Source organism: Sinorhizobium sp. GQ132 (assembly GCF_059758575.1).
Window position 1 is genome coordinate 594667 of sequence record NZ_JCAXDX010000001.1, and the last position, 15750, is coordinate 610416.

At 63.8% G+C, this 15750-nt stretch carries 16 protein-coding genes; all 16 read right to left on the reverse strand.

The genetic code is table 11. The annotated features are described in order from the left end of the window. Positions 1-4: 4 nt before the first annotated feature. Positions 5-1180, reverse strand: a complete 1176-nt coding sequence (gene urtC, locus AC6CIG_RS02720; protein ID WP_498322221.1) for an urea ABC transporter permease subunit UrtC — start codon at positions 1178-1180, stop codon at positions 5-7. Continuing rightward, positions 1177-2790 carry an urea ABC transporter permease subunit UrtB gene (urtB, locus tag AC6CIG_RS02725; protein ID WP_498322223.1) on the reverse strand — a complete coding sequence of 538 codons (1614 nt, stop codon included), beginning with the start codon at positions 2788-2790 and terminating at the stop codon, positions 1177-1179. Before urtB ends, urtC begins: the two co-directional genes overlap by 4 nt. Before the next feature lie 142 nt (positions 2791-2932). Next, a complete protein-coding gene (gene urtA / locus AC6CIG_RS02730) occupies positions 2933-4225 on the reverse strand; it encodes an urea ABC transporter substrate-binding protein (RefSeq protein ID WP_018096114.1) in 1293 nt (430 codons plus the stop codon). 210 nt (positions 4226-4435) lie between these two features. Beyond that, complete coding sequence (locus AC6CIG_RS02735) at positions 4436-4885, reverse strand: GFA family protein (protein ID WP_498322224.1); 450 nt, start codon at positions 4883-4885, stop codon at positions 4436-4438. Further along, complete coding sequence (locus AC6CIG_RS02740) at positions 4882-5346, reverse strand: SRPBCC family protein (protein ID WP_498322225.1); 465 nt, start codon at positions 5344-5346, stop codon at positions 4882-4884. Before AC6CIG_RS02740 ends, AC6CIG_RS02735 begins: the two co-directional genes overlap by 4 nt. Before the next feature lie 32 nt (positions 5347-5378). Further along, positions 5379-5717 carry an ArsR/SmtB family transcription factor gene (locus AC6CIG_RS02745; RefSeq protein WP_018096111.1) on the reverse strand — a complete coding sequence of 113 codons (339 nt, stop codon included), beginning with the start codon at positions 5715-5717 and terminating at the stop codon, positions 5379-5381. Positions 5718-5835: 118 nt separating this feature from the next. Continuing rightward, the gene (locus tag AC6CIG_RS02750) at positions 5836-7068 is read right to left on the reverse strand and encodes a CaiB/BaiF CoA transferase family protein (protein WP_498322227.1); all 1233 of its coding nucleotides are present in this window, start codon (positions 7066-7068) and stop codon (positions 5836-5838) included. 2 nt (positions 7069-7070) lie between these two features. Further along, positions 7071-8216: an extracellular solute-binding protein gene (locus AC6CIG_RS02755; protein ID WP_498322228.1), complete on the reverse strand. Its 1146-nt coding sequence runs from the start codon at positions 8214-8216 to the stop codon at positions 7071-7073. After that, a complete protein-coding gene (locus AC6CIG_RS02760) occupies positions 8213-9073 on the reverse strand; it encodes an SMP-30/gluconolactonase/LRE family protein (RefSeq protein ID WP_498322229.1) in 861 nt (286 codons plus the stop codon). The genes AC6CIG_RS02755 and AC6CIG_RS02760 overlap by 4 nt, the downstream gene beginning before the upstream one ends. Beyond that, positions 9073-10125, reverse strand: coding sequence for an ABC transporter ATP-binding protein (locus AC6CIG_RS02765; protein WP_498322230.1), 1053 nt, complete (start codon positions 10123-10125; stop codon positions 9073-9075). The genes AC6CIG_RS02760 and AC6CIG_RS02765 overlap by 1 nt, the downstream gene beginning before the upstream one ends. A gap of 1 nt (position 10126) precedes the next feature. Beyond that, on the reverse strand, positions 10127-11209 hold the full coding sequence (locus AC6CIG_RS02770; protein ID WP_498322231.1) for a hypothetical protein: 1083 nt from the start codon (positions 11207-11209) through the stop codon (positions 10127-10129). Continuing rightward, positions 11209-11967, reverse strand: coding sequence for an SDR family NAD(P)-dependent oxidoreductase (locus AC6CIG_RS02775; RefSeq protein WP_498322233.1), 759 nt, complete (start codon positions 11965-11967; stop codon positions 11209-11211). Before AC6CIG_RS02775 ends, AC6CIG_RS02770 begins: the two co-directional genes overlap by 1 nt. Positions 11968-11970: 3 nt before the next feature. Next, positions 11971-12750 carry an enoyl-CoA hydratase/isomerase family protein gene (locus AC6CIG_RS02780; protein WP_498322234.1) on the reverse strand — a complete coding sequence of 260 codons (780 nt, stop codon included), beginning with the start codon at positions 12748-12750 and terminating at the stop codon, positions 11971-11973. A gap of 3 nt (positions 12751-12753) precedes the next feature. Continuing rightward, positions 12754-13581 carry an ABC transporter permease subunit gene (locus AC6CIG_RS02785; RefSeq protein WP_494297574.1) on the reverse strand — a complete coding sequence of 276 codons (828 nt, stop codon included), beginning with the start codon at positions 13579-13581 and terminating at the stop codon, positions 12754-12756. Next, entirely contained in the window at positions 13578-14462 is an 885-nt protein-coding gene (locus tag AC6CIG_RS02790) for a carbohydrate ABC transporter permease (protein ID WP_498322235.1), read from the reverse strand. Before AC6CIG_RS02790 ends, AC6CIG_RS02785 begins: the two co-directional genes overlap by 4 nt. A gap of 56 nt (positions 14463-14518) precedes the next feature. Then, complete coding sequence (locus tag AC6CIG_RS02795) at positions 14519-15736, reverse strand: ABC transporter substrate-binding protein (RefSeq protein ID WP_498322236.1); 1218 nt, start codon at positions 15734-15736, stop codon at positions 14519-14521. Between the last annotated feature and the right edge of the window lie 14 nt (positions 15737-15750).

The following is a 15750-nucleotide window of genomic DNA, read 5'->3' on the forward strand; positions in this document are numbered from 1 at the left end:
GCGATCACTCCGCGGCCATCGTTTCGGCGTCCGCAAGGGTCGCCGATTTTTCGCTCTCGCTTTCCTTCCGGGCCGTCGCGTGGGACGCGCGCCGGCTTGCCAGATAGTTCTGCCCCGTGCCGACCACGCCCTTCGGCAGGAAAAGCGTGACGAGGACGAAGAGGCCGCCGAGCGCAAAGAGCCAGAATTCGGGGAAGGCGGCGGTGAAGATGCTTTTTCCGCCGTTGACGAGGATCGCGCCGACGATCGGTCCGATCAGCGTGCCGCGCCCGCCGACCGCCGTCCATATGACCACCTCGATCGAATTGGCGGGAGCGAACTCGCCCGGATTGATGATGCCGACCTGCGGTACGTAGAGCGCACCGGCGACGCCTGCCATCATGGCCGAGATCGTGAAGGCGAAGAGCTTCATGTGCTCGACGCGATAGCCGAGGAAGCGGGTGCGGCTTTCCGCGTCGCGCAGCGCCACCAGCACCTTTCCGAATTTCGAGCGGACGATGCCAGAGGTAACGACGAGCGAAACGGCGAGCGCCAGCGCGGAGGCGGCGAAAAGCGCCGCACGCGTTCCGTCTGCCTGGATGTTGAAACCCAGGATGTCCTTGAAATCCGTGAGCCCGTTGTTGCCGCCGAAACCCATGTCGTTGCGGAAGAAGGCGAGCAGCAGCGCATAGGTCATCGCCTGGGTTATGATCGAGAGATAGACCCCGTTGACGCGCGATCGGAAGGCGAACCAGCCGAAGACGAAGGCAAGGAGGCCCGGCACCAGCACCACCATCAGCGCTGCGAACCAGAACATGTCGAAGCCGTGCCAGAACCAGGGCAGCTCCTTCCAGTTGAGAAAGACCATGAAGTCCGGCAGCAGCGGATTGCCGTAGGAGCCGCGTGAGCCGATCTGGCGCATCAGATACATGCCCATGGCATAGCCCCCGAGCGCGAAGAAGGCAGCGTGCCCGAGCGAGAGAATGCCGCAGAAACCCCAGACGAGATCGAGCGCCAGAGCCAGGAGCGCATAGGTCAGGTACTTGCCGAAGAGTGAAACCAGATAGGTCGGCACATGCAGCGGGTGGTCCGGGGCGGTCAGGAGGTTGAGCGCGGGAACGGTGACGGCCAGTGCCAGCAGGATCGCGACGGCCGCGACGATGGTCCGATCCAGCGATTTGACGAGAAACGAGGTGATCATGCTTCCACCGCCCGGCCCTTGAGTGCGAAGAGCCCCCGCGGCCGCTTCTGGATGAAGAGGATGATCAGCACGAGCACGAGGATCTTACCGAGCACGGCGCCGGCATAGGGCTCGAGGAACTTGTTGAGGATGCCGAGCGAGAAGGCGCCGACCAGCGTTCCCCAGAGATTGCCGACGCCGCCGAAGACCACGACCATGAAGCTGTCGATGATGTAACCCTGCCCGAGGTTCGGCGAGACGTTGTCGATCTGCGACAGCGCCACACCGGCAATGCCTGCAATGCCGGAGCCGAGCGCGAAGGTCAGCGCATCGACCCAGGGCGTGCGGATGCCCATGGAGGAGGCCATGCGCCGGTTTTGCGTTACGGCGCGCATCTGCAGGCCCATCGGCGTCTTCTTGAGAAGAAAGAGAAGTGCTGCAAACACGGCAAGCGCAAAGACGATGATCCAGAGGCGGTTCCAGGTGATCGCCAGTCCGCCGATCTCGAAGGCGCCGGACATCCAGGACGGATTGCCGACTTCGCGGTTGGTGGGGCCGAAGATCGTCCGCACCGTCTGCTGCAGGATGAGCGATATGCCCCAGGTGGCAAGCAGCGTTTCGAGCGGGCGACCGTAGAGGAAGCGGATGACGCCGCGTTCCAGTGCGAGGCCCACGGCGCCTGTGACAAGAAAGGCAAGCGGCAGCGCGATCGCCAGGGACCAATCGAAAAGATGAGGAAAGGAGGTGCGCACGACATCTTGAACGAGGAATGTCGTATAGGCGCCGAGCATCACCATCTCGCCATGCGCCATGTTGATGATGCCCATGACTCCGAAGGTGATGGCGAGGCCGATCGCCGCAAGCAGCAGCACCGAGCCCAGCGACAGGCCGTACCATATGTTCTGGCCCGCATTCCAGAAGGCTTGCGCCTGTTCGATGCTGGCAAGCGCCGCCTCGATGTCCGGCTTGAGGCCTTCGTCGGCGGAGCCGAGCGCGGCAGAAAGGATCGGCAGCGCCTCGCGGCCGCCGCTTTCCTCCAGCAGCCTCACCGCCTCCTTCTTCTCCTCGACCGGCCGGTCGGAGAAGAGGAGCATCGTGGCGCGCGCCTGTTCGAGGACCGCACGAACGGCTCCGTCCTTCTCGGCAGCGAGCGCATTCTCGATGGTGCCAAGCGCGTCGGGATCGGCCGATTGCAGCACCGACTGCGCAGCCCTGAGGCGCTGATTTCGATCGGGACTAAGGAGCGTCAGGCTGCCGAGGGCGGTGCGCACGGCGCGCCGCACGCTGTTGTTCACCCTGATCTTCGAAAGTGCCGCCTTCGGCGCTTCGCCGGCGCTGTCGCCGGAGATCGGATCCGTGAGGGTCAGGTTCGAACCGCTCTCCTTCGTCAGGAAGACCTGGCCGTCCGCCTTGCGGGCATAGAGCCCGCCTTCACCGAGCGCCTCGAGGATGGCGACGGCTTCGGGCTTTCCGGTTCTTGCCAGTGCCGCGATATGCTGGTCCATCTCGGGCAGCTTCGCCTCGCCGAGCGCGTTCACCAGATCGCGCAGTCCCTCTTCCGCGCGAAGCCCCGGAGCCATCGCAACGAAGAGGAACAGGGCAGCCAGCACGGTTTGGATGATGCGGTACATTCGTCTCTCGCCTTGCAGTCCTCCGTCCGAAAAAACGCATTCGGACGGAGGGGATTTCGAGCTAGCGGTTCGTCATGAAAAGAGGCGTTTGAGGGAGCGATCCGACCCGTGCCGTTCCCTTAGCAAGTCTTTCGTCATGAAATCAGGAACCCTTGCCGCCGCACTTGCCGGTGGCCACATTGAAGTTGCCGCAGGACATGGGCGCGCGCCAATCGGAGATCAGGTCCTTCGAGTCCGGCAGGTAGTCCGACCATTCGTCGCCGACGACGAGGCCGGGCGTTTCCCAGACAGTTTCGAACTGGCCGTCGGACTGGATCTCGCCGATCAGCACGGGCTTGGTGATGTGGTGGTTCGGCATCATCGTCGAATAGCCGCCCGAAAGGTTCGGTACCGAGACCCCGATCATGGCGTCGAGCACGGCATCGGTATCCGTGGTGCCGGCCTTCTCGACTGCCTTCAGCCACATGTTGAAGCCGATATAATGGGCTTCCATCGGGTCGTTGGTGACCCGCTTGTCGTTCTTGGTGTAGGCCTGCCAGGTCTCGATGAACTCGGCATTGGCCGGGTTGTCGACCGACTGGAAATAGTTCCAGGCAGCGAGGTGTCCGACGAGCGGCCCGGTATCCAGGCCGGCAAGTTCCTCCTCGCCGACAGAGAAGGCGACGACCGGGATGTCCTCGGCCTTGATGCCCTGGTTGGCAAGCTCCTTGTAGAACGGCACGTTGGCGTCGCCGTTGATTGTCGACACGACCGCGGTCTTCTTGCCGGCCGAGCCGAACTTCTTGATGTCGGAAACGATGGTCTGCCAGTCGGAATGGCCGAAAGGCGTGTAGTTGATCATGATGTCCTCAGGCGCGACGCCCTTGGAGATCAGGTAGGCCTCGAGGATCTTGTTGGTCGTGCGCGGATAGACGTAATCGGTGCCGGCGAGCACCCAGCGCTCGACTTCCTCGTTCTCCATCAGATAGTCGACGGCGGGAATAGCCTGCTGATTGGGAGCGGCGCCCGTATAGAAGACGTTGCGCTGGCTTTCCTCGCCCTCGTACTGGACCGGATAGAAGAGGATGGAATTCAGCTCTTCGAAGACCGGCAGCACGGATTTGCGCGACACCGACGTCCAGCAGCCGAAGACGGCGGACACCTTGTCGACGGAGACGAGCTCGCGCGCCTTTTCGGCAAAGAGCGGCCAGTCCGAGGCCGGGTCGACGACGACCGCTTCCAGCTTCTTGCCGAGCAGGCCGCCCTTCTTGTTCTGCTCCTCGATCAGCATCAGCATGGCGTCCTTGAGCGTCGTTTCGGAGATCGCCATGGTGCCGGAAAGCGAATGCAGGATGCCGACCTTGATCGTGTCGTCGGCCGCAAAGGCGCCGTTGAACGCCGTCGTCGAAAGGACGGCAGCGAGAAATGCGCCGGTGACGCGTGCCCTGATAGTCATCTGATTGAACCCCCTTGTTCTGATCGCCGCAAGGCAAGTGGCCGTTCTCCATGGCCGTTGCTCGGGGATCATCGGGCAGCCGCGCTGCACTGCACATACGTCATTCTACGTAGGTGGCGGGGGGAAGAAGGAAGTTCGGGCTTACTGCCCGGGGTTTCTGCCGCGGATCCAGGTCGCTACCGCGGCAGACGCGAAGGAGCGGCACGCTCCTCACAAATAGGCCGTCACCGCGGGTGGCCGGTCCCATGCATCATGGCGCCCGTCCTCATAGACGATCGGGGCATTCGCCAGCTCCTCGTCGGTCGCGTCGTCGAGACAGGCGATAATCACCGCATGGAACGGCCCGCCCATGATCTCGAAGTCGGCGCTGCCTAAGGGGTGGACGCCGCAGTGCCGGCAGAACACGTGGCGGATCATGCGCTCGCCGAAGCGGTACTCCGCCAAGGCCTCTTCGCCTGAAAGCAAGGAGAAATCCTCGGGCGTGACGAACACCTTCCAGAATCGCGTCTTGAGGCAGGAGGAACAGTTGCAGCGGAAGGTTGTCGTCCACCACACGCCGGGCCGCGGCGCTGGGGAGCGTTTTCCCTCCGGAGCGAGGTCGAGATTTGCGGAAAAGCGCACCGCGCCGCAGTGGCAGCTCCCGTGATAGGTCTTCTTCATTGCATTTCCTCCTTCCGGGCAGCGACATAGGAAACCAGCCGGTCCATGCACTCGCCCCATCCTTCCGCATGAGAATCGCGGCTCTCGGCGCTCGTGAACGGCGCCTGGCGGAAGGTGAGACGCGTGCCGCCCGCCACGTCCTCAAGGGTTACCGTGATCAGCGTGTCGATGGCGCCCTCCTCTTCCCAGGCGAAGCTGAGGACGATACGGCTCGGCTCCACGATCTCGAGATAGATGCCGTGCGCCCAGTAGTCCTGGCCCTCAGGCGAGCGGATACAGCCGCGCCAGGCGCCGCCTTCACGGAAATCCGCAGTGATCGCGGGCACCGTGAAGTCCTTCGGACCCCACCAGCGCACCAGGTGTTCGGGTGTGGTCCAGACCTTGAAGACGAGGTTGGCGGGCGCGTCGAAGACGCGCGTGATGGTGAGCGCGATCTCTTCCTTCGGAGACGGGGCATTCATGATCTTCTCCCTTGCGGTCGGGCGAACCCGGTTCAGTCGTGATCCGATTTTTCGTTGCGCTGCAACTCGTGAAGATAGCTGTCGAGCCGGTCGAAACTGCCCTCCCAGAAGTGGCGGTAGCGCTCGACCCAATCGGCGATTTCCTTCAACGGCGCCGCCTCCAGCCGGCAGGGCCGCCATTGGGCGTTGCGGCCCCGGGATATCAGCCCCGCACGTTCCAAGACCTTCAGATGTTTGGAAACCGCCGGCAGGCTCATATCGAACGGAGCAGCAAGTTCGTTCACCGTCGCCTCGCCGGCGGCGAGGCGCGCAACGATGGCCCGGCGGGTCGGGTCGGCCAATGCCGAGAGGGTGCTGCTGAGTTGGTCCATGATTGATAAACCATCAGGTTAATTAACTTGATGGTTTATTGCAGCAGCGTGGCGTTCTGTCAAGAGCTGCGATCTGCAATGGGCGGGTGCCGACTTGACCCGCGCTACAGCCCGCCGTTCACTTTCCTGTTCCCTCGTCTGCATAGGCAATGCCCGAAGCGAGCCAGGCGCTGATCTGATCTTCCGAATAGCCGAACTGCCCCAGGACTTCGCGGGTGTGCTGGCCGACCAGCGGCGCCGGCCGGCGTATCGCCGCAGGCGTTTCGGAATGGCGCACCGCGGGTGCGACAACCTTCACCGTGCCGGCGCGCGGATGTTCGTAGCTCGTCACCAGTTCCATGTGGCGCACCTGCGGATCCTCGGCCGCCTGAAGATGGGTTTTCACCTCGCCGCACCAGATGTCGGCTTCCAGCAATGCATCCAGCAGCGCGGCCGTCGTCCATTTCCCGGTCTCCGCCGCCAGCTTGCGCCAGATCTCGTCCCGCTGATCGAAGAGCTTTTCGGGATCGTCGTAGGCGAGGAGATCGTCGTTGCCGAGCACTCTCACCAGTGTGCGGTATGGGCTCATCGCGATCGTGACCCAACCGTCCTTCGTCGGATAGGTGCCAAACGGCGCATCCATGCCGGGATGCCCGATGCCCGTTCGCGGACGCTGGAAATCCTCATTGAAGTTCAGCGCCATGACCATCTCCTGGTTCTGGTGCGCAAGCATGCCGGCAAGAAGGTTCACCTTGACCTCCTGTCCGAGCCCCGACTTCTCGCGCCAGTAGAGCGCGGAAAGGATGCCGTAGACCATGTTCATCGCGCCGATCTGGTCCGAGAAGCCCGCGCCGACCGGCGTAGGCGGAGAGTCCGCCTGTCCCGTCGCGGCCATGATGCCGGTGAGCCCCTGGACCAGCATGTCCTGGCCGGGCCGTTCGACATAGGGGCCGTCTTCGCCGTAACCGGAACCGGAGCAATAGATGATCCGCGGATTGACGGCGCGGAAATCCTCGTAACCATAGCCCATCGCCTTCATCACTCCGGGGCGGAAGTTCTGGACGACGATATCGGCGCTCCGCGCCATCTCCATGAGAATGGCCTTGACCTCCGGCGATTTGAGATTGAGTGCGACCGAGCGTTTGTTGCGGTTCCAGGCAAGGAAATTGGGGCTTTCGCTGCCACCGACCCATTTATTTCGAAAGGTCAGCGAGCGGAACAGGTCACCCGTGCCGGGGCGTTCGATCTTGATGACGTCCGCCCCCATATCGGCAAGAAGCTGCGTCGCGAAAGGGCCTTGCAGCAGATGCGAAAAATCGAGGATGCGGATGCCCGCCGGGGCGGCAGGGGTGGAGTTCTGGGTGTCGGTCATAATCAGCCTCTTTTGTCGTCGAGATGTCCCCTCGCCCCCTGGCGCGCGCGCAGCCAGAGAGTGCGAAGGGCAGCGAGAGTGGTTTCGGGTTCTTCCCGCCGCTCCAGCGCCGAGCGGATTCGTTCCGCGGCAGCCGCCTGAAAGGCGATGTAACCGTCGAAACGGGGGCGCAGCAGTGCCGCCTCTGCCGTGGCGAGCGTGTTGCGATAGAAATCGCTCCAGCCGTGGTTGACCTCAGCGTCCTGCCAGGCGGCACGCGCGGAGGGTTGCCCGCCAAAGGCCGGGAACGTCTCTATCTGCGTCTCGGAGGACAAGAGCGACGCAATATGCGCAAGCAGCTCCGGCGTCGGCTTGCACCGGCGGGAGAATGCGATTCCCGTGCCGCCGATGACCCCGCCCCTGCCGCCGGCGACCCGGATCGTATCCGAAAAACGAACGGCATGGGGCGCATGACCCGCCACGGCATAGGTGACGTAACCGAAGACCAGCGGCACCAGCGCGACATCTTCGCCCCGGGCCATAGCTTCCAGAAGCGCTATCGGATTGAGCGCTTCGCTTCCCCGGGGCCGCCGCGCGTAGAGACGCTGCATGGTTTCGAGCGCTGGGGCGCCCTCGGTGTCCGACAGGAATTCCGCCCCGCCGACACAGCCGCCGGCCCCGGCTGCCATGGACATGAGGGTCAGGACCGCGTGGGGTCCGGCGAGCGACTGCGCCACGGGCAGGCGTTGACCGATTGCAAGCACGTCATCCCAGCCTTTGGGCGCCGCAGCGAGCCGGTCCGCCCGACGAGCCATGACCTGCGTCGCCACATCCAGCGGCAGCGCCCAGGTTCTGCCATCCCAGTGGTAGCTCTCGGCAGAAGGGCCGACGCTGTCGCGGCGCCAGGCCTGCAGCTGTTCTGCGGAATAGAGGTCTTCGAGCGGCAGGAAACACCCTTCCGCGATTGCCTCGCCGATATGCGGATGATCCATGACCAGGAGGTCGTTGCTCTCCGCAAGCGAGCCGATGGGGGCACTTTCGAAACCTTCCAGCGGTTGCTTGTTCCAGCGGATCAACGGCTGCGCACGGCGGGCGTTCACGCGCCGCGCCGTCTCCGCAAGCGCGTCATAGCCGCGCGGATGATCCCAGGTGAGGCCCTCAAAGGTCATGCCGTGGCCCTCCAGAGCGGAGGCGCACCGACGTCGCAATCGATCGCTGCAATGTGCCAACGGCCGAGATTGGCTGCGTAGAGCGTCTTACCGTCGAAGGCGATGTTGGTCGGATGGCAAAGCACATGCGCTGTCGGATCCTCGGCAAGCACACATACGCCGCCCCCGGCATCCACCCTCAGTATGCGCGATGGTTCGTAAAGAGAGATCAGGAGGTTGCCGGCCTCGTCGAAGGCAAGACCGTCGGGATAGCCGGGTAGTCCGGCTGAGAATGAAGCAATCTCCCCTGCACTGCCATCGGGCTCGATGCCGATGCGCGATACGCGCTTGGCGAAGGTTTCGCAGACATAGAGCGCGTCTTCGCCGGGCCGCATTGCGAGCCCGTTGGCGAAGGTGAAGTCGGAATTGCACCAGAGATGCCCCGTTCGGCCGGCAAGATCGAAGGCCCAGATGCCCGGACCCGGCCGGTCGGAAGCATGACTGTCCGAGACGAGAAGGCGACGGCGGCGACGGTCGATGACCGGATAGTTCGGTATGCGCATACCCGGTGCGTCGAGTCGTTCCAGCGTGCCGGCCGCAATATCCAGCCGGAATACGGACGCGTATTTCAGGTCGCAGGCGTAGAGCCCCCGATCCCCGTCGAAGGCGAGGCCGAGAATGAAGCCCCCGGTTGCTGCTACGCGCTCGATGCGGCTGCCGTCAGGGGCGATGCGACATATGTCGCCGTCCTGGTTGCCGCACCAGACCCAGCCGTCGGGCCCGATGGCGACACCCTCCGGGTGGCTCAGGCGCGGCTCGCTCCATATACCGTCGAAAAAGACCCGCACGCGGTTTTCTGAGAGAACGGGGGCAGACATCACGCCTCTCCCCGTCGCCCGCCCGTCGCGGCATCGAACAAATGCATTCGTCCTGCTGCGAAGCTCAGGCTGACCGGCGTGCCTCGCTCGAGCCCCGCCTCCGGCGGCAGTTTGGCGGCGATCGACACATCACCGGCCTTGACGGTCAGGATGGTGCAGTCGCCGAGCAGTTCGGAGGAGAACACCGTACCCTTGAAATGGCCGCTCCCCTCCGGCGCGACCCGCACGTGTTCCGGCCGGATGCCCAGCACTATCTCACCTGGCGCATGGTCCAGCGGAAAGCGCCCGCCTTGGCTTGCAAAAAAACCGTCCCGCAGATGGCCGGGGAGCAGATTCATTGGGGGTGAGCCTATGAAGCTCGCGACGAAGGTGTTCGCGGGACGGGCGTAGATCTCCGCAGGTGTCCCGATCTGCTGAATGACCGCCTTGTTCAGCACCACGATGCGGTCGGCCAGCGTCATGGCCTCGACCTGATCATGGGTCACGTAGATGGTCGTGACACCGAGGTCGCGTTGCAGGTTTTTCAACTCGCCGCGCATCACCGTGCGCAGCTTTGCATCGAGATTGGAAAGCGGCTCGTCCATCAGAAACACCTGCGGGCGCCGCACGATGGCGCGGGCGAGCGCCACGCGCTGCCGCTGGCCACCGGAAAGCTCGGCCGGACGGCGGGTCAGGAGATGCTCCATGTCCACCCTTTGGGCCGCAGCGCGCACCAGTTCCTCGCGTTCGGGCCTGACGACTTTCCGTATCTTCAGCGGATAGGCGATGTTCTCGCCCACGGTCATGTGGGGATAGAGCGCATAGTTCTGGAACACCATGGCGAGGTCCCGGTCCCGAGCGGGGACGTCGTTGACCCGGCGCCCGTCGATCAGGATCTCGCCTGACGTCGGTTCCTCGAGGCCTGCCACGATCCGCATGGTGGTCGACTTGCCGCAGCCCGATGGACCGAGCAGGACCAGGAACTCGCCGTCACCGATGGAGAGATCCAGTCCGCCGAGCGCGGTATAGGTGCCGAAGCTCTTGGTCAGTTTGCGCAGCTCGATTGCAGCCATATCATTCGTGTCCTTTCAGGAAGTCGCGTCGCCACGGCAGATCCAATTGCCGTCCGGCACCGTCCAAGATCGTGAGCAGGTTCCCTGCGATGGAGATATCCGAGATGCGGGTCCATCCTGCCGGGCGCGGCACCGCGCCAATCACATGGCGAACGATATGGCTGCGCCCTTCGGCCAGCGGCAGCCCGGTCGCGACGCCTTCGGCCGCAACCGCGTTCCCCGAACGGGCTTGCGCCTCGCCGCCCGGCCCGGCGCAGCATCCGTCCTCGATGCCCGTTACCCCCACGAACCGCCCGTTCCACGGGGCATGGTCGCGCCCGCCGTTCGAGAACCACAGCATGGTGACGGGCAGGACGGAGGGGTCCTTGAGGAAGAAGACGATATCGTCTTCCTTCTCCCGGATCACCGCGGACCAGCCGAGTGGCGAACCGGATGCTTCGACCAGGATCACGAAATCCTCGTTGCGGCTGCCGATCGGCCAGCGCGTCAGGTCCACCGTTCCGCCGTTCGCGCCTTCCACTTGCTCCGGCTCGGCGGTGCGCGTCGGATAGGCGAGGCAGGAGCGCCCCGGTTCGAAGATCTGGCCCGGCGTGAGGACTGCTCGCTTTTTCGAGGTGAAGAAGCGTCCGCGTCCCTCAAGATGCAGCATCGGGTGATGGGCGACGGGCAGAATGCCCTCCCCTCCGTCGATCCGGTGCTCCTGGTAGAGCAGAGGCGCGTCCGCGGAAATTTCGAGGATCTTCGCAATCTGCGCGCCGGAGACGTCGCGAGCGAGCGCAAGGCACAGCCGGTTGGCCCCATGCTCCCGCAACTGCCACGCGCTGTTGGCGGTCCAGCCGTGAGCAGGTACATCCGGATCCGCCGCCTCGGCAAAGGGGGCGCAGAAGAAGTCTCCCGCCAGCCGGCGCTCGGCGGGCGAAAGGTCCGGATTGGCCTGCGCCTCCGGTTCGTCGCGCCACGGAGCTGCATAGAGGGGCTCGATCGAGCGCCCCGCCCAGTGGAAGCGCAGCAGGGGAATGTTGCCGACGGCCGGATCGAACTGTAACGCGCCGCAGGGCGTACCTATGGAAAACAGGTCCTGCATCACTCGCCCCGGATGGCGAGCCCGCCGTCGCAACGCACAATCTCGCCGGTGATGAAGCTCGCCCTGTCTGATGCCAGGAAGGCGACGAGCTCGGCGACCTCCATCGGCTGGCCAAAACGACCGATCGGATGCGCCCGGTTCCAGGTGTCGATCAGGGCCTGTGCGTCTTCGGTCTCGTCGAAGATCTTCTCGTTCATCGGCGTCATGATGGTGCCTGGCGCGACGGCGTTGACGCGGATACCCGCCTTGGCCAGATCGATGGCGCATTGCCGCGTTAGCGAGATGATCGCGCCCTTCGCGGCAGCGTAGGCCGGCCAGCCCTGAAAGCCGATCAGACCCTGGACGGAGGAGAGATTGACCACCGCGCCGCCACCGCGCCTGCGCAGGAGCGGCACGCAGGCCTTCATCGTTCGCCAGAAACCGGTCAGGTTGGTGTCGATCACCGTCGTCCAGCGTTCTTCGTCGATCTCGTCGATCACGCCGTCGAGCGCGACGGCTGCATTGTTGACGATCACGTCGAGGCCCCCGAAACGGGTCTCGGCGAGGGAAGCCATGGCCTGCATGTCGGCAAGCCGGCGAACATCGCCGCGCAGAAACGCGACGCAATCCCCGAGCCCTGCAGCCAGCGCCTCTCCGCTTGCGACGTCGATGTCCGAGAAGACGACCTGCCCCCCGCGCGCCGCGAACAGCTCGACGCAGGAGCGGCCGATGCCCTTGGCACCGCCGGTCACGACGATGACTTTGTCCTTGAATTCCATGATCTATTCCATCCTGAACTGGGGATCGCGTTTCTCAAGGAAGGCATCGATGCCCTCCTGGCCGTCGGCGGTCGAATAGAGGCGGAACAGAACCTCCTGCTCCAGGCTCTTCGCCGTCTCGGTGCAGGCGTCAGCGCCCTCCCTGAGCAGCCGTTTGATCTCGGCCGCCGCGAGCGGCGCGATCTTCAGGCAGGCGCGCGCCCGGCGCAGGATCGCCTCTTCCATCTCCTGCGGCGGAACGACGTCCGCGGCGATCCCGAGTGCGAGAGCCCGCTCCGCCGACATCCGCCACCCGGCGAGCAGAAGATCGGATGCCGCATACTTCCCGATCGCTCTCAAGAGCCTCTGCGTGCCCCCGCCTCCCGGGCACAGGCCGAGCCGCCCCTCCGGCAGACCGAGCTGCGCGGTTTCGGACAGGATCAGGATGTCGCAGCAGAGCGCGATCTCGAAACCGCCGCCGAGGGCAAAGCCGTCGATGGCGCAGATCACGGGCTTGGCGACACGTTCGAGCCGGTCGAAAACCCGGCGGGAATTGAACTGGTAGGCAAAGAATTCCGCCCGCTTGTTTCCCTGGTATTCGGCGATGTCCGCGCCCGCGACGAAAGCCTTGCCGCCGGCGCCGCGCAGCACGACGACGCGCACGTCCGTATCCGCAGCCGCCTCGTCGAGCGCAGCTTCGAATTCGCGCATCAGGGGCGTGGAGAGCGCATTCAGCTTTTCCGGCCGGTTGAAGAGAATCTGGCGGATACCCGGAAGGAGGTCCGACGCTTCGATCAGTGCCATGGCTTAGCCTTTCACGGCACCGGCGGTGATGCCGGCGACGAAGTAGCGTTGCAGGAAGAAGAAGACGGCCATGACCGGCAGCGAAACCATCACCGAGGAGGCCATGAGTTCGCCGTAACGGATTCCGTACTGGCCGATGAAATCGTTGAGGCCGACCGGCAGCGTCCGCATCTCCTTTGTCGAGGTAAAGGAAAGCGCGAAGAGGAACTCCTGCCAGGTGACGATGAGCACATAGACCGATGTGGCGATCAGGCCGGGGCGCGACAGCGGCACGACGATGTCCCAGAACACGCGAAGCGGCGTCGCACCGTCGATCGCGGCCGATTCCTCGAGTGCGGCCGGAAGCTTCAGCAGGAAACCCCTGAGCATCCAGATCGCCACCGGCAGCGTCACCGATACATAGGCGAGGATAAGCGACCAGTAGGTGTTGAGCAGATTTGCGCCGCGCATCATCTTATAGATCGGGATGATGATCGCCGAGTGCGGGAACATCTGCGCCAGAACCACCATCCCGACCAGCGCGGACATCACGGCAAGCTGCGCCCGCGTGAAACTGTAGGCGGCAAGCAGGCCAAGGCTCACGCTGATGACGACGGTGGAAAGCGATACCACCAGCGAGTTGAGGAAATAGGTGCGGAATTCCGGCCGGAACGCCGTGACGTAATTGTCGATCGTCGGATGGTCCGGCCAGAGCCGGGCCGGGATCGCAAAGGGTTCGGCCGGCGGCTTCAGGCTGACGGAAAGCATCCAGAAGAAAGGCAGCAGGACAAGCACGGCCAGGAGAAGCTGGAGCAGCATCAATGCGAGGCGGGTCGATCGGGTCTGCTTCATGCGGCGACCCTCCGGCGATTGGCCCTGCCCTGAACGATCGCATAGAGCGCCACGAGGACAGCGAGCACGAGGATCGAAAACACGCCGTAGGTCGCAGCCTCGCCGAAGCGGAACTGGCCGAAGCCGGTCTCGAAGATTTTGGTCGGGAATATGTGGGTTGCCGATTGCGGACCACCCTTGGTCAGGACCCAGATGATGTCGAAGTAGTTGAAGGTCAGGATCAGAGTCAGCACGATATTGACGACGATCACGTCACGGATCGCGGGCAGTGTGACATCGATGAGCCGGCGCACAGGCCCCGCACCGTCCAGCGTCGCTGCCTCGATCTGGCTTCGGTCGACGTTTTGCAGGGCCGCGAGGTAGATCAGCATGGAAAAGGGAAAGCCTTTCCAGACCGCAGCGACGATCACGGAGGCCATGGCCATGCGGCTGTCCGCAAGCCAGGCGACACTGTTTTCGATCAGCCCCGCCTGAAGCAGCAGTGAGTTCACGAGACCCAGTTGCGGATCGTACATGAAGCGCCAGAGGATGGCGGCGACGACTCCGGGCAGAATGAAGGGCAGGAGGACGACGGCGCGAAGCGCGCCCTGCATCGGCAGATTTTGATTGAGCAGAAGCGCGGTGAGGAAGCCAAGCATATTCTGCAACAGCACGACGCCGAGCGTCCAGACGACCGAATTCACCAGCACTTGCGTGAAGGTGCCGCCTGCCAGGACACGCCGGTACAGCGCGAGCCCCGCAAACTTGGGATCGGGGTTCAGGAAGCTCGTTTCGTGGAAGCTTTCATAGACCGTAGCGAACATCGGATAGTACAGCATGACCGCCATCAGAATGAGAGCGGGTGCAAGAAGCAGCCAGTGGAGCCGGCGATCTTGGCGCATCGGAAAAACCTTATCCTGGGCCGCACCCCGTCTCCGGGATGCGGCTGGAGATGGAATTACTTCAGGGTGTTGATGACGTCGCAGGCCTTGGCCGCTGCCGCAGCCGGATCGCCGCCCGCATAGATGTCCTGGAACATGGCGACCTGCGCATCAGCAAGCTCGAGATAACGCGGCGACAGCGGACGAGCCTTCGCATTGTCGAGATGCGTCATGATCGTCTGCGGATCCTGACGGTTCTCTTCGAGGAAGGCCTCGGCGGCCTTCTTGTTGGCGGGAATGAGGTCGACGACATCGCCGTTCACGTCTTCACGCACCATGAACTGGATGAATTTCCAAGCCGCCTCCTTGTTCTCGGATGATTCGAAAACGGCCAGGTTCCAGCCGCCGAAGGTTCCGACCGGCATCTTGCCCTGCGGCGCGGTTCCATTCACGAAACCCCAGCTGAGGCTGCTCTTCTGCAAGGTCGGCTGTTCGAGGGCCGGCCAGAACTCGATGGCGAGCGAGCCGTTCAGGAACAATTCGCGCATGTCGCCGGACGAGGCATTGAGAATGCCGGCGGGGGCGAACTTGGATAGCGCCTGAAGGTAGGTGAGGGCCTCGACCGCAGGCGCCTCCGTCAGGGCGCAACTGCCGTCGTCGTTCAGGATCTTGCCGCCATTGGAGAATATGAAAGAGTCGCCGACGACGACCGTATCCTCGCCCTTGTGGCCGAACAGTCCGACGCCGAACTTGCCGTCGGCAGTCAGCTTTTCGGCGGCGGCTTTCAATCCGTCGAAGGTGCCGAGGCTCGCCGGGTCGATCTTGGCAGCGGCGAGCAAGTCTTTATTGTAGTAGCTGAACTGCCACACGTCCACATTGAACGGAATGCCGTAGAGCTTGCCGTCCAGCACTGCCGAATCCCAAGCCCCGCCGAAGAAGCCGTCACGGGTGAGACCGGCGGAAGCGGCCCCATCCGTCAGGTCGGCGATCGCGCCGGCCTTGGCGAAGGCGCCGACCCAGATCTGGTCGAGCGTGGCGATATCCGGCGCATTGCCGCCCTGCACCGCCGTCAGCAGCCGTTGCTGATATTCCGGATAGGGTACGGTCGTGACCTCGATCTTGATGTCGGGATTTTCCTTCATGAACCGCTCGACGGCGGCCTTCTGCACATCCGAAAGGCCGCTTTCGGTCTGCTGGTTGTCCCAGAACTGCAGCGTCACCTCGGCGGCAAGCGCCGGCCCCGTGGAAAGCAACGCCGCTCCCAGGAATACAGTCGTCAAAAGTGATCGCTTCATGGTTTCCTCCCTCG